The sequence below is a fragment of the Glycomyces terrestris genome, assembly GCF_003933745.1.
Lineage (GTDB): Bacteria > Actinomycetota > Actinomycetes > Mycobacteriales > Micromonosporaceae > Glycomyces > Glycomyces terrestris.
In genome coordinates this window covers 1-21,264 of the sequence record NZ_RSEB01000010.1, presented here as the reverse complement: position 1 = coordinate 21,264, position 21,264 = coordinate 1, and the positions used below count along the sequence as shown (strand labels likewise).

The 21,264-nt window shown below is 71.5% G+C and carries 17 protein-coding genes and 1 tRNA gene; 10 read left to right on the top strand and 8 right to left on the bottom strand.

What is annotated here, in order from left to right:
* Position 1 precedes the first annotated feature (1 nt).
* Positions 2 to 1,393 carry an aldehyde dehydrogenase family protein gene (locus EIW28_RS23675; RefSeq protein ID WP_125250191.1) on the bottom strand — a complete coding sequence of 464 codons (1,392 nt, stop codon included), beginning with the start codon at positions 1,391 to 1,393 and terminating at the stop codon, positions 2 to 4.
* 151 nt (positions 1,394 to 1,544) lie between these two features.
* Here EIW28_RS23675 and EIW28_RS23670 point away from each other — a divergent pair, with 151 nt between their 5' ends.
* Entirely contained in the window at positions 1,545 to 2,642 is a 1,098-nt protein-coding gene (locus EIW28_RS23670) for a calcium:proton antiporter (RefSeq protein WP_125250190.1), read from the top strand.
* Here the strand turns inward: EIW28_RS23670 and EIW28_RS23665 are convergent.
* On the bottom strand, positions 2,639 to 3,415 hold the full coding sequence (locus tag EIW28_RS23665; RefSeq protein WP_125250202.1) for a TSUP family transporter: 777 nt from the start codon (positions 3,413 to 3,415) through the stop codon (positions 2,639 to 2,641). The genes EIW28_RS23670 and EIW28_RS23665 overlap by 4 nt on opposite strands.
* Positions 3,416 to 3,516: 101 nt before the next feature.
* Here EIW28_RS23665 and EIW28_RS23660 point away from each other — a divergent pair, with 101 nt between their 5' ends.
* On the top strand, positions 3,517 to 4,116 hold the full coding sequence (locus EIW28_RS23660) for a helix-turn-helix domain-containing protein (protein ID WP_125250189.1): 600 nt from the start codon (positions 3,517 to 3,519) through the stop codon (positions 4,114 to 4,116).
* A gap of 201 nt (positions 4,117 to 4,317) precedes the next feature.
* Here EIW28_RS23660 and EIW28_RS23655 read toward each other — a convergent pair whose 3' ends face one another.
* A complete protein-coding gene (locus tag EIW28_RS23655) occupies positions 4,318 to 5,790 on the bottom strand; it encodes a catalase (RefSeq protein ID WP_125250188.1) in 1,473 nt (490 codons plus the stop codon).
* A gap of 231 nt (positions 5,791 to 6,021) precedes the next feature.
* On the opposite strand from EIW28_RS23655, the gene EIW28_RS23650 reads away from it, so the two are divergent.
* The 3 genes from EIW28_RS23650 to EIW28_RS23640 are packed head-to-tail and all read left to right on the top strand — an operon-like array spanning position 6,022 to position 8,356.
* On the top strand, positions 6,022 to 6,441 hold the full coding sequence (locus EIW28_RS23650) for a Fur family transcriptional regulator (protein ID WP_125250187.1): 420 nt from the start codon (positions 6,022 to 6,024) through the stop codon (positions 6,439 to 6,441).
* Positions 6,442 to 6,500: 59 nt separating this feature from the next.
* On the top strand, positions 6,501 to 7,934 hold the full coding sequence (nhaA, locus tag EIW28_RS23645; protein ID WP_125250186.1) for a Na+/H+ antiporter NhaA: 1,434 nt from the start codon (positions 6,501 to 6,503) through the stop codon (positions 7,932 to 7,934).
* 32 nt (positions 7,935 to 7,966) lie between these two features.
* The gene (locus EIW28_RS23640) at positions 7,967 to 8,356 is read left to right on the top strand and encodes a DUF3151 domain-containing protein (protein WP_125250185.1); all 390 of its coding nucleotides are present in this window, start codon (positions 7,967 to 7,969) and stop codon (positions 8,354 to 8,356) included.
* 146 nt (positions 8,357 to 8,502) lie between these two features.
* On the opposite strand, the gene EIW28_RS23635 is transcribed toward EIW28_RS23640, so the two are convergent.
* From EIW28_RS23635 to EIW28_RS23625, 3 genes are all read right to left on the bottom strand, one after another.
* On the bottom strand, positions 8,503 to 8,988 hold the full coding sequence (locus EIW28_RS23635) for a Rieske (2Fe-2S) protein (protein WP_125250184.1): 486 nt from the start codon (positions 8,986 to 8,988) through the stop codon (positions 8,503 to 8,505).
* Positions 8,989 to 9,585: 597 nt separating this feature from the next.
* Positions 9,586 to 10,713, bottom strand: a complete 1,128-nt coding sequence (locus EIW28_RS23630) for an acyl-CoA dehydrogenase family protein (RefSeq protein ID WP_125250183.1) — start codon at positions 10,711 to 10,713, stop codon at positions 9,586 to 9,588.
* A gap of 12 nt (positions 10,714 to 10,725) precedes the next feature.
* Complete coding sequence (locus EIW28_RS23625) at positions 10,726 to 12,249, bottom strand: acyl-CoA carboxylase subunit beta (protein WP_232014190.1); 1,524 nt, start codon at positions 12,247 to 12,249, stop codon at positions 10,726 to 10,728.
* 397 nt (positions 12,250 to 12,646) lie between these two features.
* On the opposite strand from EIW28_RS23625, the gene EIW28_RS23620 reads away from it, so the two are divergent.
* Positions 12,647 to 14,716, top strand: coding sequence for an acyltransferase family protein (locus EIW28_RS23620; protein ID WP_125250181.1), 2,070 nt, complete (start codon positions 12,647 to 12,649; stop codon positions 14,714 to 14,716).
* Positions 14,717 to 14,866: 150 nt separating this feature from the next.
* Here the strand turns inward: EIW28_RS23620 and deoD are convergent, their stop codons facing one another.
* Positions 14,867 to 15,574 carry a purine-nucleoside phosphorylase gene (deoD, locus tag EIW28_RS23615; protein WP_125250180.1) on the bottom strand — a complete coding sequence of 236 codons (708 nt, stop codon included), beginning with the start codon at positions 15,572 to 15,574 and terminating at the stop codon, positions 14,867 to 14,869.
* A 108-nt stretch (positions 15,575 to 15,682) separates the two neighbouring features.
* On the opposite strand from deoD, the gene EIW28_RS23610 reads away from it, so the two are divergent.
* The 3 genes from EIW28_RS23610 (at position 15,683) to EIW28_RS23600 (ending at position 17,715) form a co-directional block, all read left to right on the top strand.
* A tRNA-Ser gene (locus EIW28_RS23610) sits at positions 15,683 to 15,773 on the top strand.
* A gap of 119 nt (positions 15,774 to 15,892) precedes the next feature.
* On the top strand, positions 15,893 to 16,822 hold the full coding sequence (locus tag EIW28_RS23605; protein ID WP_232014189.1) for an endonuclease/exonuclease/phosphatase family protein: 930 nt from the start codon (positions 15,893 to 15,895) through the stop codon (positions 16,820 to 16,822).
* 182 nt (positions 16,823 to 17,004) lie between these two features.
* The gene (locus EIW28_RS23600; protein ID WP_125250201.1) at positions 17,005 to 17,715 is read left to right on the top strand and encodes an ABC transporter ATP-binding protein; all 711 of its coding nucleotides are present in this window, start codon (positions 17,005 to 17,007) and stop codon (positions 17,713 to 17,715) included.
* A gap of 263 nt (positions 17,716 to 17,978) precedes the next feature.
* Here the strand turns inward: EIW28_RS23600 and EIW28_RS23595 are convergent, their stop codons facing one another.
* Positions 17,979 to 20,426 carry a penicillin-binding protein gene (locus EIW28_RS23595; protein WP_125250178.1) on the bottom strand — a complete coding sequence of 816 codons (2,448 nt, stop codon included), beginning with the start codon at positions 20,424 to 20,426 and terminating at the stop codon, positions 17,979 to 17,981.
* Between the two features lie 342 nt (positions 20,427 to 20,768).
* On the opposite strand from EIW28_RS23595, the gene EIW28_RS23590 reads away from it, so the two are divergent.
* Positions 20,769 to 21,095: a WhiB family transcriptional regulator gene (locus tag EIW28_RS23590; protein ID WP_125250177.1), complete on the top strand. Its 327-nt coding sequence runs from the start codon at positions 20,769 to 20,771 to the stop codon at positions 21,093 to 21,095.
* Positions 21,096 to 21,264: the final 169 nt, after the last annotated feature.

Genomic DNA, 21,264 nt, shown 5'->3' with positions numbered 1-21,264 from the left:
CCTACCGCAGGCGCCGCATCACCTGCTCCTTGAGCGCCGTGAACGGCGGGTACACCACCTTCATCGTGTCCGGTGCGAGCGGCTTGTCCAGCACCGACTTCGCGTGGCTGAACGCCTCGATCGACGCCTTCCCGTGGTAGGCGCCCAGGCCCGAGTTCCCGACCCCGCCGAACGGCAGGCCCGGCACGTCGATGTGCGCCATCGGGATGTTGAACCCGACCGCCCCCGAGGAGGTGCGCGTCAGGAGCTTCCGCCGCGTCTGGTCCGAGTTCGTGAACGCGTACAGCGCCAAGGGCTTCTCGCCGGCGTTCACGAACGCGACCGCGTCGTCGAGCGAGTCCACGGCCAGGATCGGCAGCACCGGCCCGAACACCTCCTCGCCCATGACCGCGTCGTCGGGCGAGACGTCGGCGAGGACCGTGGGCGCGATGTACCGGTCGGCCCGGTTGTGCCCGCCCCCGCACACCAGGCGCCCCTCGCCGAGGAACCGCGCGATCCGGTCGAAGGAGCGCTCGTCGACGATCCGCCCGAAGTCGGGGCTGTCGGCCGGCGCGTGCCCGTACATCTCGCGCACCGCCTCGGCGAGGTGCCGCTCCAGCTCGGGGCCGACCCCGCCGACGGCGAGAACGTAGTCGGGCGCGATGCACGTCTGGCCGGCGTTCATGAACTTGCCCCACGCGATGCGCCGCGCGGCCGTCGCCAGGTCCGCGCCCGGCTCCACGATCGCCGGGCTCTTCCCGCCCAGTTCGAGCGTGACCGGCGTCAGGTGCTCGGCGGCGGCCTTCGCGACGATCCGGCCCACCCGCGGCGACCCGGTGAAGAAGATGTGGTCGACGCGCTCGGCCAGCAGCGCCGCCGTCGCCTCCGCGCCGCCCTGCACGACCGCGACCGCCTCCGGGTCGAGGTACTGCCCGATGAGCCGCTCGAGGACCGACGCGGTCGCCGCCGACGCCTCGCTCGGCTTCACCACCACCGCGTTCCCGCACGCGAGCGCGCCCGCGAGCGGCGCGAGCAGCAGCTGCACCGGGTAGTTGAAGGGCCCGATGACGGTCACGACGCCGAGCGGCTCGCGCAGCACGTACGCCTTCGCGGGCTGGAGGTGCGGGGGCGTGTAGACCCGCTTGGGCCGCAGCCAGGACCGCAGGTGCTTGCGCAGGGCACGCACCTCGGCGGACACGAAGTCGATCTCCGCGAGGAACGACTCGGGCGCGGCCTTGCCGAGGTCGGCGCGCAGCGCGTCGGCGAGCTCCTCGCCGGCCTCCCGCAGCAGCCGGTCGAGGCCCTTGAGCTGCTCGAGGCGCCACGGCACCGGCTTCGTGCGGCCCGTGTCGAAGTGCGCCCGGAGGCGGGACACCGTGTCGGAGGGGGACTCTGGCCCGTACGAGCTTTCCATGGGACGACTCTAGCGACTCGCGGCCTCCGGCGGGACGCTGCGCGGCGCCCGGATTCCGTCCCTGCTCAATGGACAGAACAGGTGTGTCACGCCCCATGGCCCGGACGCGGTCTCCGGGACAGTGCGACGCCCTCGTGACAGGATGTCGCACATGAGCGCCGCGAAACGATCCCCGCTGCTGTCCTGGACCGTCATCGCGCCGGTGGTCGGCATCGTCGTCCTGGCCCTGACCTGGGGCCGGGAGTCGGGCGCCCTCCTCGTCACCGTCGCCGCCGTCGCCCTCATGGCCACCGTCGTGGCCGCGGTCCACCACGCCGAGGTCGTGGCGCACCGGGTCGGCGAGCCGTACGGCTCCCTCGTCCTCGCCGTGGCCGTCACCGTCATCGAGGTCGCCCTCATCGTCACCGTCATGGCCTCGGGCGGCGAGGACGCGCAGACCCTCGCCCGCGACACCGTGTTCGCCGCGGTCATGATCACCACCAACGGCATCGTCGGCATCGCGCTCCTGGTCGGCGCCCTCAAGTACGGGGTGACGCTGTTCAACCCGGAGGGCTCGGGCGCGGCCCTCGCCACCGTCGCCACGCTCGCGACCCTGGGCCTGGTCCTGCCGACGTTCACGACCAGCGAGTCGGGCCCGGAGTACTCGACGTCGCAGCTGGTGTTCGCCGCGCTCGCCTCACTGGTCCTCTACGGCCTGTTCGTGTTCACCCAGACCGTGCGCCACCGCGACTTCTTCCTGCCGGTCACCGAGTCGGGCGTGGTCACCGAGGAGGAGCACGCGGACCCGCCGAGCGCCCGGACCGCGGTGCTGAGCCTCGCGATGCTCATGGTCGCCCTGGTGGGCGTGGTCGGCCTCGCGAAGGTCGAGTCGCCGGCGATCAAGGCTGGCGTGGACGCGGCCGGGTTCCCGGCGTCCTCGGTCGGCGTGGCGATCGCCCTGCTGGTGCTGCTGCCGGAGTCGATCGCGGCGGTCCGCGCGGCCTCACGCGAGCGCATCCAGACGAGCATCAACCTCGGCTACGGCTCGGCGATGGCCTCGATCGGCCTGACGATCCCGGCGATCGCGGTCGCCTCGTTCTTCATGGACGGGCCGCTGCTGCTCGGGCTCGGGTCGACGCAGATCGTGCTCCTGGGCCTCACCGTCGTGGTAAGCGTCCTGACGGTGGTGCCGGGCCGGGCGACGCGCCTCCAGGGCGGCGTCCACCTGGCGCTGCTGGCCGCGTACCTGTTCCTGGCGATCAACCCTTAGCGGGCCGCGGCCCAGACGTCCCAGCTGAGGCGGGCGAGCAGGGCCAGCACGACCGCGACGAGGACGATCCGCACGAACCGGGACCCGCGGGCCATGGCGGTGCGGGCCCCGAACCAGGCGCCGGCCATGCAGCCGAGGCCCATGAGGAGGCCGAGGACCCACCACACGTTCCCCTGGAGGGCGAACACGGTGACGCCCCCGATGTTGGTGGCGGCGTTGACGACCTTGGTGTGGGCGGCGGCGCTGACGTAGTCGAAGCCGATGATCGCGGTGAACGCGACGGACAGGAAGATGCCGGTGCCGGGCCCGATGAGGCCGTCGTAGAAGGCGACGCCGACGCCCGCGGCGAGCATGAGGGCGGCGGCGCGCAGCGGGGTGCGCAGCCGCGGCTGCGGTTCGAGGCCGAGCTGCGGCCGGGCGATGACCAGGACCAGGACGGCGAGGAGGACCGCGATGATGATGGGCTTCAACGCGCTCGCGGAGACGGCGAGGGCGGCGACGGCGCCGCCGGCGGAGCCGAGGAGGGCGAGGCCGACGGTGGGCCACAGCAGCCGGTGCTCGAGCTTGATCTTGCGGGAGTACGTGATCGCGGAGATGGTGGTGCCGCACACCGACGCCATCTTGTTGGTGCCCAGCATGAGCTGCGGTGGGGCTGTGGGGAAGGCCACGAGGAGCGCGGGGAGCTGGATGAGCCCGCCGCCGCCGACGACCGCGTCGACCCAGCCGGCGAACACGGCCGCGACGATGAGCAGGGCGAACACGCCGGGGTCGATGTCGAAGGGCACCAGGCCAAGTTACTTGCCGCGCGGCTGGGAGACACGCCGATGAGGTGAGGAACACGTGGCGGTGCGTAATCGTCTGATATCAACAGGTCATGGACATGACGAAGCCTATGACCCACTTGGTGAAACGCGGGTACGAGTACGCGTTCGAACCCGACGACCAGCAGCGGCGGAACCTGGAGGAGACCCTCGAAGCGGTTCGGGCCGTGTACAACTGGTCCCTGTCGGTGTTCCAGCGCGAGTGGCGCGCGAAGGGGGAGAAGATCTCGTACGCGGAGATCTCGGCCCGGTTGACGAAGTGGAAGAACCAGCCGCAGAACCGGTGGGTCAAGGCGTATTCGTCGGTGCCGCTCCAGCAGATCGCGCGGCAGCTGCACACCGAGTACCACGGCTTCATCAACGGCCGGGGCCGCGAGCCGGTGCCGAAGGAGCACGGCGAGCAGGTGCAGCTGGTGTACTCGCGGGCCGGGTACTACCTGAAGGGCCGCGAGGTGAAGCTCGCGAAGCACAAGGCGCCGTTGGACATCGAGTGGGGGCTGGAGCGGCCGAGCCGGGACGACATCACCTCGATCACGGTGATCCGGGAGGACGCGGAGCGGTGGAAGCTGTGGATCGTGGCCGAGGAGTTCGTGGAGGTGCCGCGGCAGAAGCCGCCGGAATGCGGTGAGTGCGGGCGCGAGCTCGACGAGTAGGGCGCGCAGCGGAGCGGCCCCCGTGCGGTGCACGGGGGCCGCTGCGTGCGCCCGGCCGGGAAAGCCCTGGATCCCGGCCGGGCGGCGGCTCTCTCCGGCGCTTCCTTCGACAGGGGGCGCGCCGGGACGGCAGAGCCGCGGTCGAGGCGGGCGCGGGCCCCGGCGGCTTCTTTCAGGGGCCCGCGCCCGCTCGGCGTCTGTCTACCTGCCGCGCAGTTCGGCGACGGCCGCCGCGAGCCGCTTGCCGTACTGCTCGTCGGCCTTCGCGAAGTTGCCGACGGCGCGCTCGACGATGTCGTCGCGGCCGACCTTGGCGAGGAACCCGGCGAGGTTGGCGATGAGGCGGTCCTGCTCGTCGGCGCTCATGAGCCGGTAGAGGTTCCCGGCCTGCACGAAGTCGTCGTCCTCGGCGTGGCGCGGGGTCTCCCACGCGCCGGTCGCGCCCGCGACCTGGACCGGGGCCCACAGGGGCCGGCCGGTCTCGGCGGGGCCGCCGAAGGAGTTCGGCTCGTAGTTGCGGCTGCGGCCGTGGCGGCCGTCGTAGCCGAGGCCGTCGCGGTTGCCGTTGCGCGCGACGGTGGCGTGCGGGCGGTTGACCGGGAGCTGGTCGGCGTTGACGCCGACGCGGTAGCGGTGCGCGTCCCCGTACGCGAACAGGCGGCCCTGGAGCATCTTGTCGGGGCTGGGCCCGATGCCGGGCACGAAGTGCGCGGGGGAGAACGCGGACTGCTCGACCTCGGCGAACACGTTCTCGGGGTTGCGGTTGAGCTCCAGCTTCCCGATGGTGATCCGCGGGTAGTCGGCGTTCGGCCACACCTTGGTGAGGTCGAACGGGTTGAACCGGTAGGTCGCGGCCTCGGCGGCGGGCATGATCTGGACCTGCACGGTCCAGGACGGGTACTCGCCGCGCTCGATGGCCTCGCGCAGGTCGCGCTGGTGCGAGTCGGGGTCGGTCCCGGCGAGCGCGTCGGCCTCGGCCTGCGTCAGGTTGCGGATGCCCTGGTCGGTCTTGAAGTGGTACTTGACCCAGAACTGCTCGCCGGCCTCGTTGACCCACTGGTAGGTGTGGGAGCCGAAGCCGTCCATGTGCCGGTAGGAGGCGGGGATGCCGCGGTCGCCGAACAGCCAGGTGACCTGGTGGACGGACTCGGGGGAGTGGCTCCAGAAGTCCCAGACGTTGTCGGCCTCCTGCGAACCGGTGTACGGGTCGCGCTTCTGGGTGTGGATGAAGTCGGGGAACTTGATGGCGTCGCGGATGAAGAACACCGGGGTGTTGTTGCCGACGAGGTCGTAGTTGCCCTCTTCGGTGTAGAACTTCAGGGCCCAGCCGCGCGGGTCGCGGACGGCGTCGGCGGAGCCGAGGGAGCCGGCGACGGTCGAGAAGCGCAGGAAGGTCTCGGTCTCCTTGCCGACCTCGGAGAGGAACGCGGCGCGGGTGTACGCGGTGACGTCGGCGGTGACGGTGAAGGTGCCGTAGGCGCCGGCGCCGCGGGCGTGGACGACGCGCTCGGGGATGCGCTCGCGGTTGAAGTGGGCGAGCTTCTCGAGCAGGACCTGGTCCTGGATGAGCAGCGGCCCGCCGGGGCCGGCGGCCTCGCTCTGGTTGTTGGAGGCGATCGGCGCGCCGGACTCGGTGGTCAGCGGCCCTGCCGTGTGGTCGTATCCAGTGCTCACGGTGCGAGCCCCTTCCCTGGTGTCGTGTCCCGTCCGGCTTGGGCGCCGGTCGGCGTCGAGGCCGCCCCGCCCGCCGCTCTGCGGCGGCCGGGCGTTTCGGGAACCTGGTGTTCCGGACTCGATCCTAACTTAGACTATGTCTAAACTGAGAAGTCGTCCAGTGTCAGTGGTGCCACATCCGTTTGTCCTGCTAGGGTGGTATTCGACTTCCTGACCGTGTGAGAGAACAGCATGAGCGACCTGGTAACCCGACTGCGGCGCCACAACTGGCGCATCACCCCACAGCGACGCGTCATCGCCGAGACGCTCGAGGGCTCCCACGTGCACTTCACCGCCGAGCAGGTCCTCGAACGCGCCTGCGAGCGCATGCCCGAGCTCTCCCGCGCCACGGTCTACAACACCCTGAACGAGATGGTCGCCCTCGGCGAGGTCATCGAGCTCAGCCTCGAGGGCCGCTCCAAGCGCTACGACCCGAACGCCGACCACGACCACCACCACCTCATCTGCGAGGGCTGCGGCCTCATGAAGGACGTCCACGCCGTCGCCGACCCGGTCGAGTGGCTCCCCGGCGACGAGCGCCACGGCTTCACCATCACGCGCGCCTCGATCACCTACCGGGGCCTGTGCCCCGACTGCCAGGCCGCCGCCTAGTCCCGGCGGAGTCCTCTAAGGAGTGGCCGGGCCCTCACCGCCCGGATAGGCTCTGGCGCATGACCCTGCCCGAGGAGCCCTGGAAGTCCGACATCTGGCGGAACCGGCCCGCGTTCCTGTACTCGCGGCGCCCGATCGCCCGCTACGTCGGCCGCCCGGCCGCCGAGTTCCTCAAGATCGAGCCCGCCGCCGGCGTCGTCCTCGTCGTCTGCGCCGTCCTCGCGATGCTGTGGGCGAACTCGCCGTGGTCGGCCTCGTACGACGCGGTGTGGGGCTTGGACGTCACGTTCGCCTTCGGGGACTTCGAACTCCACCACACCCTCCGGGACTGGATCAACGACGGCCTCATGGCCGTGTTCTTCTTCGTCGTCGGCCTCGAGATCAAGTCCGAGATCGTCTCGGGCGAGCTCGCCAGCCCCCGGAACGCGGTCACCCCGATCGCCGCCGCGCTCGGCGGCATGGCCGTCCCGGCGCTCATCTACGCCGCCCTCAACGGCGGCACCCCCGGCGCCGGCGGTTGGGGCATCCCCATGGCGACCGACATCGCCTTCGCCGTCGGCGTCCTCGCCCTCTTCGGCTCCCGCATCCCTTCGGCCGCCCGGATCTTCCTGCTCACCCTCGCGATCGTCGACGACCTCGGCGCGATCGCCGTCATCGCCGTGTTCTACACCGACGACCTCTCCGCCCAGTGGCTCATCGCCGCCGCGGCCCTCACCGCGCTCGCCGTCCTCATGCGCCTGCTCAACGTCTGGTCCGCGCCCGTCTACCTCGTCATCGGCGTCCTGCTGTGGGTCGCGATGCTCGAGTCGGGCGTCCACGCCACCATCGCCGGCGTGATCATGGGCCTGATCATCGCCGCGAAGCCCCTCCTCGACCCGGCCGTCGCGCACGAGGAGGCCCAGGAGCTCGCCAAGGACGGCCTCACCGTGGAGGAGACCGAGCGGCTCGTCCGCCTCACCCGCGACGCCCAGCCCCCGGCCGCGCGCATCCAGCACCAGAACCACCGCTTCTCCTCGTTCGTGGTCCTGCCGCTGTTCGCGCTCGCGAACGCCGGCGTGCCGCTCTCGGCGGACCTGTTCGCGGCGGCCGCGGGCTCGACGGTGACGCTCGGCGTCGTCCTGGGCCTGGTCGTCGGCAAGACCGTCGGCATCACGCTCACCACGTGGCTCGTCGTGCGGCTCGGCCTGGGCCGGATGCCGCGCGGCACCGGGTGGCCGCTGCTCGCGTCGATCGCCGCGGTCGCGGGCATCGGGTTCACCGTGGCCCTGTTCATCACCGAGCTCGCGTTCCGCGGCGGCGACCCCGTCCTCACCTACGAGGGCAAGATGGGCGTCCTCGCCGCCTCGGTGATCGCCGCGGTCGTCGGCGGCCTCGCCGTCCACCTCACCGCGCCCCGCACGCCGCAGGAGGACGATGCCGACCCGGTCATGGAGGACGCCGAGCAGCCGGGGTTAGGCTTGGCCGACTGCTTTTCACGAGCGACTCGACCCTAGAGTGAGGACCCGCATTGGCTCCCCAGAATCTGATGTCACAGCCTCCGGCGACGCTGCTGCCCGAGGACACCGAGGCCAGGACGTACCTCGACGAGCACTCGCCCGAGGACACCGTCCGCCACTACCCGTGGTTCTGCGCCGCGTGGGCGCGGCTGGCGAAGAACGCCCTGGAGTCGGGCGACGACGTCACCGCGTACGCCTTCGCGCGCACCGGATACCACCGCGGTCTCGACCAGCTGCGCCGCAGCGGCTGGAAGGGCCACGGCCCGATCCCGTGGGAGCACAAGCCGAACCGCGGCTTCCTCAAGTCCCTGTACCAGCTCTCGCGCGCCGCCGCCGCGATCGGCGAGGCCGACGAGGCCGCCCGCTGCGCCCAGTTCCTGCGCGACTCGGACCCGGCCGCCGCCGACGCCCTGACCTGATCCGGGGCCGCCCGCGGGGCGCCTCCGCGCACGCGGCTGGTCGTCCCGAGCGCGATCGGCCCGCGCCCGCCGGGCGCCTCCGGCACCGACGGCGAACCGGCCGGGGAGCGATCGCTCCCCGGCCGGTTCCGCTCGTCCGCCCGCGCTCAGGCGAGGAAGATCTGGCCGTCCTCGACGGTGATCTCGACCGGGCTCAGGCCGGTCTCGGCGGGGCCCTTCTCGAGCTCGCCCTCCAGGGAGAACTCCGAGCCGTGGTTGGGGCAGATGATGACCCCGTCCGCGTCCGGCGGGTTCACGGGGGTGCCCATGTGCGGGCACGCCGCCGAGAACGCGAGGAACTCGTCGGCGCTCGGCTGCACGATCACGGTGTCGTCGACGACGATCCCGCCGCCCTCGGGCACGTCGGCCGTCGCGGCGATCGCCGCGCCCCCGCCCGCGTCCCCCGTCGCACCCTCGGACGTCCCCCCGGTCGTCGCGTCCGCGTCCGAGGACGAGTCCCCGGACGGCGGCTCCGCCGTCCCGCACGCCGCGAGGGCCCCCGCGGCGCCGAGCCCGGCCAGGCCGCACATCAGCCCGCGCCGCGAGGCGAGGACCCGCTGCGCGAGGTCGCTTCCGGTCTTGCTGTCGGTCATGTCTTGAGCTCCTTCTCGAGCGGCCCGTCCGCCCCTGTGGACGGTCCCATGGCAGCCTGCTAGCCATGTGAGAGGTATCAGGCCGCGGCGGCAACGCTACTGCCGAAGAGCCGAGCTTGTCATGGTTCAAGGCGAAAACTCAAGACCTTTAGTTGAAGTTTTCAGTAAACTCACAGGCGGCGGCCGGGACACCCCAACCGCCGCCTGAACGGCCCTCTAGCAGGTCCCGGCCCCCGCCGATCGGCTCTCCAGCACTGCTCGGCCGCCGCGCGGGCGGCCTCCCCGCCCGCTCCGGCCACCGCAGCAGCCCGGCATCGCGCGGCCGGGCCCCGCAGGTCCCGGCCCCCTTTGAACGGCCCACCAGCACTTCTCGGCCGCCGCGCGGACGGCTTCCCCGCCCGCTCCGGCGGCCGCAGCGGCCGGGAATCGCACGACCCAGCTCCGCCCCGCACGACCCAGCTCGGCACCGCACGGCCCAGCCCAGCTCGGCCCGGCGTTCGCAGGGCCCCAGCCGCGCGAGCAGGCGCGGCCGCCGGGACGGGCCCAGGCGCCCGGGCTCCGCTCCCGCGGCCGCGCCTCGACGGTCCGCTCGTTCGCTTACAGCCCCAAGGACCTCGCGATGAGCATCCGCTGCACCTCGTTCGTCCCCTCGCCGATCTCCAGCACCTTGCAGTCGCGCCACGCCCGCGCCACCGGCGTCTCGTTCATGAACCCGTACCCGCCGAAGATCTGCGTCGCCTCCCGCGCGTTCTCCACCGCCGCCTGCGAGGCGTGCAGCTTCGCGAGCGCCGCGTCCGTCCCGAACGGCTCCCCGGCCTCGGCCTTGAGCGCCGCGTCCTGCCACGCCAGCCGCGAGGTGTGCGCCCGCAGCTTCATGTCCGCGAGCATGAACGCGATCGCCTGGTTCTCGGCGATCGGCCGCCCGAACGCCTCCCGCTCCTTCGCGTGCGCGAGCGCCTCGTCCAGGCACCCCTGCGCGGAGCCGGTGGCGAGCGCGGCGATGGCGACGCGCCCGGCGTCGAGCAGCTCCAGGAACTGCACGAAGCCGCGCCCGCGCTGGCCGACGAGGTTCGCCTCGGGCACCCGGCAGCCGTCGAAGTACACGGGCCGCGTGTCGGAGGCCCGCCACCCGACCTTCGAGTACTCGGGCCCGATCTCGAGTCCGGGCGTGCCGGGCTCGACGGCGATGCAGGAGACCTCGCCGGGCCCGGTCTGGGCGGTGGTGATGATGAGGTCGGTCATGGCGGTGCCGGCGTTGGTGATGAAGCACTTGGCGCCGTCGATGACCCACTCGCCGTCCTCGAGGCGGGCCTTGGTGTCGGTGTGGCCGGCGTCGGTGCCGCCGCCGGGTTCGGTGAGCGCGAACGCGACCAGGCCCTGCCCGGCGGCGAGGTTCGGGAGCCACTTCGCCTTCTGCTCGTCGGTGCCGAACTTGGCGATGCCCTCCGCGCCGAGGGTCACGGACGCCTCGACGGTGACGGCCACGGACGCGTCGACGCGGGCGATCTCCTCCAGGGCGAGGCCGAGCATGAACAGGCCCAGGCCCGAGCCGCCGTACTCCTCGGGGAGGGTGACGCCGAGGACGCCGAGCTTGCCGAGGCCCCGGACGAGCTCGATGGGGAACTCCCCGCGCTCGTAGAAGTCGCCGATGACGGGGCGGATCTGCTCCTGGGCGTAGGCGCGCACGGCGGCGGCGAATTCGGTCTGCTCGAGGTCGAGTTTCATGGCGGGCTCCTCTTACACCGGTGTGATCGGGTGTCTGCGGTCGGCGAACCGGCGGTCCTTGTGGGTCAGCCGGCGGTATCGGGCGATGAGGTCATCGCGGAGTTCCTCGGGGGCGAGGACGTCGTCGACGACGAGTTCCCCTGCGAGCCTGCGCAGGTCGACGTCGGCTTCGTACTCGGCGCGCCGGTCGGCGACGTACTGCTCCCGCTGGGCGGGGTCGTCGATGGCGGCGATCTTGTTGGCGTACACGGCGTTCACGGCGGCCTCGGCGCCCATGACGGCGATGCGCGCGGTGGGGAGCGCGAGGACGGCGTCGGACCCGAACGCGGGCCCGGCCATGGCGTACAGGCCGGCGCCGTAGGCCTTGCGGACGACGACGCAGATCTTCGGGACGGTGGCCTCGGCGACGGCGGCGATCATCTTGGCGCCGTGGCGGATGATGCCGGCGTGCTCGACGGCGGAGCCGACCATGAACCCGGGGACGTCGGCGAGGAACAGCAGCGGCACGTTGAACGCGTCGCAAGTGTTCACGAACCGGGCGGCCTTGTCGGCGGAGTCGGAGAAGAGGACGCCGCCGCGCACCGCGGAGTTGTTGGCGACGATGCCGACGGGGCGGCCGTCGAGGCGCGCGAACGCGGTCATGAGCTCCCCGGCCCAGCGGGCCTGCACTTCGAGGACGGAGCCCTGGTCGACCAGGCCGTTCACGAAGTCGTGCATGTCGAACGGCGCGGACTCGCTGGGCGGGACCACCGCGGCGAGGTCGACCGGGAGCGGCGGGCGGGCCGCGCGCACCGGCGCTGGCTGCGTCCAGTTCGAGGGCAGGTAGGAGAGCCAGCGGCGCACGTCGGCGATGGCCTCGTCCTCGTTGCGGCACAGGAAGTGTCCGACGCCGGACTGCTCACAGTGGACGCGGGCGCCGCCCATGTCCTCGAGGGTGGTCTTCTCGCCGGTGACCATCTCGACCATGCGGGGGCTGCCGAGGTACATGGAGGCGTTGCCGTCGACCATGGCGACGATGTCGCAGAACGCGGGGATGTACGCGCCGCCGGCGGCGCTGGGGCCGAAGAGCGCGCACGCCTGCGGGATCCTCCCGGAGGCGCGGACCTGCTCGTGGAAGATGCGGCCGGCGCCGCGGCGGCCGGGGAACAGCTGCACCTGGTCGGTGATGCGGGCGCCGGCGGAGTCGACGAGGTAGACGATCGGGTGCTGCTCGAGCTGGGCGGCCTCGATGGTGCGGATGATCTTCTCGACGGTGCGCGCGCCCCACGACCCGGCCTTGACGGTGGAGTCGTTGGCGACCAGCCGCACGGGCCGGCCCTGGACGGTGGCGGAGCCGACGACGACGCCGTCGGCGGGCAGGGACGGGTCGGGGTTGGCCCAGAGGGCGTCCTCGCGGAACGAGTCGGGGTCGCATAGCCGCCGGATGCGCTCGCGGGCGTGGTACTTGCCCGCGGCGGCCGCCGCCTGGTGGTACTTCTCGGCCCCGCCGCGCTCGATCCGCTCGCGCTCGGCCGGGTAGTCCCCGCTGAAGTCCACGGTGCCGTCCTCCTCGACGCTCCATCCCTTAACGATCGTTAAGGCACTGCAATCGTGGCACGCCCCCGCCCCCCTGTCAACGGATCTCCACACCCCCGCCATTCACCGAATCCGCCCCGGCCGCCAGCGCCTGCCAGGCCGTGTCGCACCCCCGAGGCACCCTTGCAACCGGGGGCGCTCGACGCGCCCGATTCCTCCGCATTCACATTCCGTTCAGCGGCCGCCGCGCCATCGCGGCCACGCCCGGCCGAACTGTCGCACCCGCCAGGCACTGTTGCATCGGGGCGCCTACGAATGCCCGATTCCTCCGCTTTCACGTTCCACCCCACACCGGTCCCACCCCGCCCGGCCTTCTACGCTCGATGCGACACCCGCCGCCGCCTCGCCCCGGAGACCCATGAGCGCCACCGCAACCTCGGCCGCCCCCGGCCGCGACGCCGCCGACGCGCCCGCCCCGCGGCCGCCGCGGCTGCGCGAGATCGACGGGCTCCGCGGCCTCGCCATCGCCGTCATCGCCGTCTACCACATCTGGTTCGACCGCGTCTCCGGCGGCGTCGACATCTTCCTGCTCATGTCCGGCTTCTTCATCACCGCGGGCTTCCTCCGCTCCGCCGACGCCGGCCGCGGCCTCGGCCACCTCAAGTACGCCGCCCGCATCGTCCGCCGCATCTTCCCGCCCGCGCTCATCGTCGCCGCCGCCACCGTCCTCATGGTGTTCCTCTGGCTGCCCCGCGCCACCTGGAACCAGCAGCTCGGCGACATCGCCGCCTCCGCCCTCTACTACGGCAACTGGAACCTCGCCGCCCACTCCGTCGACTACCTCTCATCGAACAACGGCGCCAGCATCGTCCAGCACTACTGGTCCCTCGGCGTCCAGACCCAGTTCTACGTCCTCTGGCCCGTCCTCATCGGACTCGTCCTCTGGACCGCCCGCCGCACCGGCCTCCCGCCCATGCGCACCGTCGCCGCCGTCCTCGCCCTCGTCCTCGCCGCCTCCTTCGCCTTCGCCCTCTGGGAGACCGCCGCCGACCAGGCCTTCGCCTACTTCGACACCCGCGCCCGCATCTGGCAGTTCGCCGCCGGCGGCCTCCTCGCCCTCGCCCTCCGCCCCGCCACCCGCGCCTGGACGGCCCGCATCCCCGGCCCCCTCGCCGCCGCCCTCGGCTGGTCCGGCGTCGCCGTCCTCGTCCTCGCCGGCGCCTTCCTCGACTCCACCCAGTTCCCCGGCTGGGCCGCCCTCGCCCCCGTCGCCGGCGTTTGCGCCGTCATCCTCGCCGCCACCGCCGCCCCCGGCACCGGCGCCGGACGCCTCCTCAACACCTGGCCCCTCCAGCGCCTCGGCACCCTCTCCTACACCCTCTACCTCTGGCACTGGCCGATCCTCGTCTGCTACCTCACCGCCACCGGACGCGACACCGCCACCCTCCGCGGCGGACTCGCCGTCCTCGCCGCCGCCACGGCCCTCGCCGCCCTCACGCACTGGGCCGTCGAGATCCGCCTGCCCGCCACCGGACTCGGCCAGCGGACCGCCCCCGGCGCCTTCGCCCTCGGCGCCGCCTGCATCGCCCTCGTCCTCGCCGCCTGCGCCTCCATGACCTGGTACATCGCCCACGAGCGCGCCCGCCTCGCCGCCGCCGCGACCGACCCCGCCGCCTACCCCGGCGCCGCCGCCCTCGCCGAGGACCTCGATGTCCCCGAAGCCGACTTCGCCCCCTCCACCCTCGACGCCGCCCAGGACTACGACCCCGCCCTCTCCGGCGACTGCAACGTCACCATGGAGGGCTACGACCCCATCCGCTGCGACTTCGGCACCTCCGAGGACGAGGCCGCCGCCACCGTCGTCATGTACGGCGGCTCCAAGATCTGGCAGTGGCTCCCCGCCGTCCTCGAAGCGGCCGAATCCCAGCGCTGGCACGTCATCGCGTACACCAAGAACGCCTGCATCATCGAGACCGGCCAGGAGGACCTCGGCGAGGAGCGCTATCGCTCCTGCGCTGCCTGGAACAACGCCGTCGTCGCCGAGATCGCCGACATCCGCCCCGACCTCGTCTTCACCTACGGCTCCCGCGTCGGCTACGAGGCCTACGAGACCTTCCCCGACTACACCGACCGCTACGAGCAGCTCCTCGCCACCGGCACCGCCGTCGCCGCCATCCGGGACACCCCCAGCCCCCGCTTCGACATCCCGATGTGCGTCGACCTCCACGGCCGCGACGCCCCCGAGTGCACCGTCGACCGCGACGCCTACTACGACGAGGGCGCCTTCGACGCGCTCGCCGTCCCCGCCGGCGTCCACAAGATCGACCTCACCGACTACCTCTGCGGCCCCGAGGCGTGCTCGCCCGTGGTCGGCAACATCCTGGTCTACCGCGACGACGCCCACATGACGAACACGTACGCCGCCACCCTCGGCCCCTACCTGGAGGCCGAGCTCGCCGCGGTCCTCGCCGCCGCGCCCGCCGAATAGCCGGCCCACGGGCGCGGCCCGGGCCCCGGACGCCCGAACGTCCCCGGCCGCGGCGGACCGGGCTTCCGGGCGCGCGAACCGCGCCGGCGGACCCGGCCCCGGGCACGCGAAAGGCCCGGTCCGCACGGAACCGGGCCTTCGCGGCGACGTCTACGCGGTGACGGCGTCCAGGGCGATCTCGACCATCTCCGAGAACGACTCCTGCCGGTCGGCCGCGGGCAGCTCGGTGCCCTTGAGGATGTGGTCCGAGATCGTGCACAGCGCCAGCGCCCGCGCCTTGAACTTCGCGGCGAGCGTGTAGATCGCCGCGGCCTCCATCTCGATCGCGAGGATGCCGTAGTCGGCGAGCTTCGCCTCGACCTCGGGCGCGTCCGTGTAGAACGTGTCCGAGGAGTACAGCTGGCCCACATGCAGGTTGATCCTGCGCGCCGCGGCCGCGTCGACGGCGCCGCGCAGCAGCGAGAAGTCCGCGACCGGCGCGTAGTCGACCACGCCGTTGAACCGGATGCGGTTCATCGACGAGTTCGTCGACGCCCCGATGCCGGCCACGACGTCGCGCAGCTCGATGTCGTCGTGGATCGCGCCGGCCGAACCGACCCGCACCACGGTCGTGACGCCGTACACGTCGAGCAGCTCGTGCGTGTAGATCGACGCCGACGGCTGGCCCATCCCCGTGCCCTGGACCGAGACCCGCCTGCCCTTGTACGTCCCCGTGTAGCCGAACATGTTCCGCACCTCGGTGTAGCACTCGGCGTCGGTGAGGAAGGTCTCGGCGATCCACTTCGCGCGCAGCGGGTCGCCCGGCAGGAGGACGCTCTCGGCGATCTCACCGGGCTTGGCGGAGATGTGTGCAGTCATGACGCCAGCTTCTCATAAACATCCCATGAATTTGCGGAGACCGCCTGTGAGGTGGATCGCCCGATCCCGCCCGACGGCCCTCCCGCCGCATCCGGTAACCTTTTCCGCGGTGGCGTGTCCGAGCGGCCGAAGGAGCTCGCCTCGAAAGCGAGTGTTGGGTAACCCTCAACCGTGGGTTCAAATCCCACCGCCACCGCCAACTTCCGGACGCCGGGTCTCCCAGAGACCCGGCGTTCGCCGTTCCGGGCGGCCTCCCGCTAGGCTGTCGAGTCTCCGAAGCGGCCGGTGCGTGCCGCGCGATGTCGAAGGGCGGACCGGGTGCGCAGGACTGGTGCGAAGATCTTCAGCGGCGTCGTCATCGCCGCCTCCCTCCTCTTGGCCGGGGTCCTCCTCTTCCACCGGTTCATCCCCAACCGCTGGTACAACCTCGGCAGCCTCATCGAGACGTTCCTGCCCTGGTTCGGCATCGGCGTCCCCGTCCTCGTCGTCCTCGCCGCGATCCGCCGCCGCCCCCTCGCGATCGTCTGCTCCCTCCTGCCCGCGCTCGTCTGGTTCCAGATGTACGCCGCGCTCATCCCCGACAAGCACCAGGGCGCCGGCGACTTCCGCGTCGTCGCCCACAACGTGAACGCCGAGAACACCGACACCGAGGCCACCGCCGCCACCCTCCTCGCCGCCGAACCCGACGTCGTCGTCCTCGTCGAGCTCACCGAGGAGCAGCGCCTCGACTGGGCCGGCGTCCTCGACGGCGCCTACGAGCACTCCGCGTCCTACGGCACCGTCGCCCTCTGGTCGACCTACCCGATCACCGAGTCGAACGAGGTCGACCTCGAACTCGGCTGGGCCCGCGCCTTCCGCGCCGCGATCGACATCGACGGCGAGCCCGTCGCCTTCTACGTCGCCCACCTCCTCTCCGTCCGCGTCAACGCCGAGGGCTTCACCTCCGAGCAGCGCAACCGCACCGCCGAGCTCCTCGGCGAGGCCATCGCCGCCGAGGACCTCGAACGCGTCGTCCTCGCCGGCGACCTCAACGGCACCGTCCAGGACCGCTCCCTCGCCCCCATCACCTACCAGCTCGACTCCGCGCAGGCCGCCGCCGGGAAGGGCTTCGGCTTCACCTGGCCCGCCGACGCGCCCCTGGCCCGCATCGACCAGGTCCTCTACCGCGGCCTCGAGGCCACCGGCTCCGACGTCCTCGACGCGACCGCTTCCGACCACCGCCCCGTCCAGGCCGACTTCGCGTTCTGACCGGGCCGTGCAACTCCCGGCGGCCCTCGCGGCGTCTAGGTGACGTGACCGAGAACGACGCCACGCTGATCCTGCCCACCGTCACCGCGGAGGGCGCGGCGGACGACACCGCCGTGTTCGCGCGCGTCGACGACGCGCGGCAGCCGGGCCCGCGGGCGCTCATCGAACTCGACGGCGTCGGCATGACCTACCCGGGCCCGCCCCCCGTCGAGGCGCTGAAGCCGGTGCGGCTCGCGGTCGCCGACGGCGAGTACGTGGCGATCGTCGGCCCCTCCGGCTCCGGCAAGTCCACGCTCCTCAACCTCCTCGGCCTCCTCGACGCCCCCACGACCGGCACGTACTGGCTCGACGGCCACGACACCTCGAAGATGAAGGAGTCGATGCGCACCCGCCTGCGCGCGGACAAGATCGGCTTCATCTTCCAGTCGTTCCACCTCATGTCGCACCGGACCGCGACCGAGAACGTCGCCATGTCCCTGGTGTACCAGGGCATCCCGCGCCGCAAGCGCCGCCAGATCGCCCGCGAGAAGCTCGAGCTCGTCAACCTCGGACACCGCCTCGACGCCCTCCCGACCACGCTCTCGGGCGGCGAGCGGCAGCGCGTCGCCATCGCCCGCGCGCTCGCGGCCGAGCCGAGCCTGCTGCTGTGCGACGAGCCCACCGGCAACCTCGACTCGCACACGGCCGAGGCGGTCCTGGCGACGATCGACGAGCTCCACGCCGGCGGCCTCACGGTCCTGATGATCACCCACGACCACGACGTCGCCGAGCGCGCCCAGCGCGCGGTCACGATCCGCGACGGTGAACTGCGCGAAGGCAACCACGTGGGCGACGAGCGCGTCCCGACCGACGACCCGGCCCCGGGCACGCTCGTCATGCCGCGCACGCAGTAGCCCGTCCCGACTCCAGGCTTTACACCCTCCCAAGGAAAACGAGGGCCTGCGCTTACGAGGCGCGGGCCCTCTCCTTTGCGCTGCACCGCGTCCGTGCGGCGTCAGGGGACACCGCGGCCTGCTGCGGCCCGCTCCGGGGGCGTCGTCGGCAAAGAGGGGCGTTCGAGGCGCTGGGCGGGCGGCGGGCCGTGACCGCCTGCGGGCCAGGCGGACCGGGGAACGCGCACGAGGCGCCGCCCCGTGCGGAGCGGCGCCTCGGCGGTTCAGTCGCGATTGCCCGGTGGACTGGAGGACTCGTCCTCGTCGGGCTCCTCCTCTTCGTAGCCGGAGCCGTTGGACACGAGGATGTAGACGGGCGCGCCGTCCGGCGCGGAGCCGGTCGGGGAGGTCCCGAACGCCTCGCCCTCCTTGCAGTCGGAGTCGAAGCGGCCCGAGGCGATCGAGGCATCGAAGCCGGCGCTCGCGACGCGGGAGCGGGCGTCGTCGGGGTCCATGCAGCTGATGGACGGGATCGAGGTGAGGTTCTCGCCGTTGACCATGGCGTCGCTCGGCTTGGGCCAGCCCTCCTCCTCGAGGTCGCGCACGGCGTCCTTGAGGATCGCGATCCCGGCCTCCTTCACCGAGGTCTTCAGGCTCTGGGTGGCGACGTTCTCGCGGTGCGTCGCATCGGGGTCGCCGACGAACGTCGCGGTGGCGGCGTTCGGGGTCGCGCCGATGAACCAGTAGGAGCGGTTCGAGTCGGCGGTCCCGGTCTTGCCGAACAGCGGGCGGTCGAAGCCGCTCGCGGCCGCGGCGGCGGTCCCGTTGCCGGAGCACTGGGTGCCCTCGGCGTTCTGGCCCACGACGCAGCGGCCGGCGCTGACGGCCGCGTACGCGACCTCCTCGGGGAACGCCTGGTCGCATTGGGGCGCAGCGGCTTCGGTCCACTCGGCGCCGTCGGCGCCGACGATCTGCACCACCGGCAGCGGCTCGCAGTGGAGGCCGCCGGCGGCCACGGTCGCGTAGGCCTCGGCCATCTCCAGCGGCGTCGTCGAATGGAGGCCGAGGGTGAAGGTGCCCTGGGACTCGTCGATGGTGCCGTTCTCGTACGCCTCGTTCAGGGGCGAGTTGTAGAAGTCGACGCCGGAGGCGACGGCGGCCTCGTAGGCGGCGCTGACGCCGACCATCTCCTGGAGCCGCACGAACGCGGTGTTCGAGGAGCGGCCGAACATGCCCCACATGTTCAGGGGCGCGGAGGACCAGCTGCCGTCGTTCTTCGGGCACCAGTGGCCGTAGCGCTCGCCGTCCCTGGTGAAGTGCTGGCAGTCGGAGGTCGAGTCGTCGAGCGCGGACCCGCTCATGAGGTACTGGGACGCGTACTGGCCGGGGGACGGGATGCGGGTCTCCAGGGGCCAGCCCTTGTCGAGGGCGGCCAGCATGGTGAACATCTTGAACGTCGAGCCGCCCGGGTACCCGTTGACCTCCTCGTTGCCGCTGAGCAGCGGGATGGTCGTGGCCGGGTAGTTCGAGGGCTTGGAGTCGTCGCCGTCGGTGCGGGGGCCGTTGTCGGTCTGGTCGAGGCTGTAGTTGCGGTTGACGGCCATGGCGCGCACGTACCCGGTGCCCGGGGTGATGGTGACCGAGCCGAGGGCTTCGGGGCTGTCGACGTCGACCTCGTCGGCGAGCTCCTCGGAGGCCTCGTTCTGGAGCTCGGCGTCGAGCGAGGTCACGATGCGGAAGCCGCCGCGGTTGAGGAGGCTGATGCGCTCGCGCTCGGTCTCGCCGAACGCGGGGTTGGCGGCCCACCACTCGCGGAAGTAGTCGCAGAAGAAGCCCCAGTTGGAGGTCGCGACGTCGACGCACTCGTTGCGCTCGGGGCGCGGGTTCAGGCCCAGCGGGAGCGCGATCGCCTCGTCGGCCTCGGCCTGGGAGATGCTGCCGAGGTCGGCCATGCGCTGGAGGACCCAGTTGCGGCGGTCCAGGATCTGCGAGTCGTCGCCCTCGCCGTCGAGGAGGCCGTCGGCGTAGGAGGGGAACTTCGGCAGCGAGGCGAGGGTGGCGGCCTCGGCGAGGGTGAGCTCGCTCGGGGGCTTGTTGAAGTAGCTGTAGGAGCCGGCGTGGACGCCGTACGCCTGGTTGCCGAGGTAGATCACGTTCAGGTAGCCCTCAAGGATGTCCTCTTTGGACATGGACTCCTCGATCGCCATGGCGTACCGGGCTTCCCGGAGCTTGCGCTCGTAGGTGTCCTCGGACGCGGCGATGACCTCGTCGATGGTTGAAGCCGAGTAGATCAGGGTATTGCGCACGAACTGCATCGTCAGGGTCGACGCGCCCTGCGAGTCGCCGCCCTGGTTCGCCACCGCGGCTCGGATGATGCCGGCCCAGTCGACGCCGTTGTGCTCGTAGAACTTCGAGTCCTCGGCGGCGAGCAGTGCTTCGACCATGAGCGGGGAGACCTCATCGAGTGCCACCTCGCGCCGGTTCTCCTCGAAGAAGGAGGTGATGAGGGTCTCGCCGTCCGAGGCGTACACATAGGACGTCTGCGGGAGCGCGGGCTTGGTGAGCTCCGTCGGCAGGGATTCGAACGACTGGATGCTGTTCTCGGCGGCCATGCCGAAGAGCCCCGCGAGCGGGAAGGCGGCTGCGGCCGCGAGGATCCCGGCCAGGACGCCACAGACGAGCAGCGCTACGGCGTCCCCGAGGGGACTGCGGTCGCGTTTCAAGGTCTCCACCGCCTCAGATTAGAACGGACGTCGGGAAGGGCGGGGACTGCCGGGCACATGTGCTGAGCACGACCGCGGAATCCGGCGTGAACGGCGCCCTGGGAATTGGACGCCGCGAACCCGGACCAGGGGTGCCCCCGTATTGGAATCGTTATTATCGCGAGTCGCATTCGCGTAGCGAACCGTAGGGGTGAAGCCGTCCCATGGAGTCCGATTTTCGTCTCGGAGAGTAGTCAAACACTTACAAGAGGTGTAGGGTCCGTTCTGACGGCGACGTTGTGTGATCGAGAGATCACTCGACTGTAGTCGTCGGGGGGTATGAAGGGTAGATCTCACGGGGAGGTCATGCAGATGGGACTGCTGATCGACTGGACGACCAAGGCGCTTTGTCAGGAAGGTGATCCTGACGCCTTGTTCGTTCAAGGGGCCGAGCAGAACAATGCGAAGAAAGTATGCCGGGGCTGTCCAGTCCGGCTTGAATGTCTCGCAGACGCACTCGACAATCGCATCGAGTTCGGAGTCTGGGGCGGCATGACCGAACGGGAGCGGCGGGCGCTGCTGCGCAAGCACGCCGACGTACGTTCATGGAGGGCGGTCTTCGAAGTCGCCCTTGAAGAAGAGCAGCGCAACGCCCGCAAGAGCAGCCGGCGCCGGATCCCGGTGAACCTCAACTTCTGACCGGCCGACCGCGGATCGCGGCCACAAGACGCTTACGGGCCCGGACGGCTTCGCCGTCCGGGCCCGTTCACGTCCGCACTCCCTGTGGAAAACTTCTCCGCTCACGACCAGGCAAAATGATCAACCCTCGCGAAGTTATCCACAGGCGGGAAATCAATCCTGTACAGAT

What these genes read in the sequence shown, in the direction of transcription:
- EIW28_RS23635 (WP_125250184.1), bottom strand. Translation starts at nt 8,988, where the DNA reads ATGACCGACAGCAAGACCGGAAGCGACCTCGCGCAGCGGGTCCTCGCC.
- EIW28_RS23600 (WP_125250201.1), top strand. Translation starts at nt 17,005, where the DNA reads ATGACCTACCCGGGCCCGCCCCCCGTCGAGGCGCTGAAGCCGGTGCGG.
- EIW28_RS23620 (WP_125250181.1), top strand. Translation starts at nt 12,647, where the DNA reads ATGAGCGCCACCGCAACCTCGGCCGCCCCCGGCCGCGACGCCGCCGAC.
- deoD (WP_125250180.1), bottom strand. Translation starts at nt 15,574, where the DNA reads ATGACTGCACACATCTCCGCCAAGCCCGGTGAGATCGCCGAGAGCGTC.
- EIW28_RS23670 (WP_125250190.1), top strand. Translation starts at nt 1,545, where the DNA reads ATGAGCGCCGCGAAACGATCCCCGCTGCTGTCCTGGACCGTCATCGCG.
- EIW28_RS23630 (WP_125250183.1), bottom strand. Translation starts at nt 10,713, where the DNA reads ATGAAACTCGACCTCGAGCAGACCGAATTCGCCGCCGCCGTGCGCGCC.
- EIW28_RS23640 (WP_125250185.1), top strand. Translation starts at nt 7,967, where the DNA reads ATGTCACAGCCTCCGGCGACGCTGCTGCCCGAGGACACCGAGGCCAGG.
- EIW28_RS23675 (WP_125250191.1), bottom strand. Translation starts at nt 1,393, where the DNA reads ATGGAAAGCTCGTACGGGCCAGAGTCCCCCTCCGACACGGTGTCCCGC.
- nhaA (WP_125250186.1), top strand. Translation starts at nt 6,501, where the DNA reads ATGACCCTGCCCGAGGAGCCCTGGAAGTCCGACATCTGGCGGAACCGG.
- EIW28_RS23660 (WP_125250189.1), top strand. Translation starts at nt 3,517, where the DNA reads ATGGACATGACGAAGCCTATGACCCACTTGGTGAAACGCGGGTACGAG.
- EIW28_RS23590 (WP_125250177.1), top strand. Translation starts at nt 20,769, where the DNA reads ATGGGACTGCTGATCGACTGGACGACCAAGGCGCTTTGTCAGGAAGGT.
- EIW28_RS23650 (WP_125250187.1), top strand. Translation starts at nt 6,022, where the DNA reads ATGAGCGACCTGGTAACCCGACTGCGGCGCCACAACTGGCGCATCACC.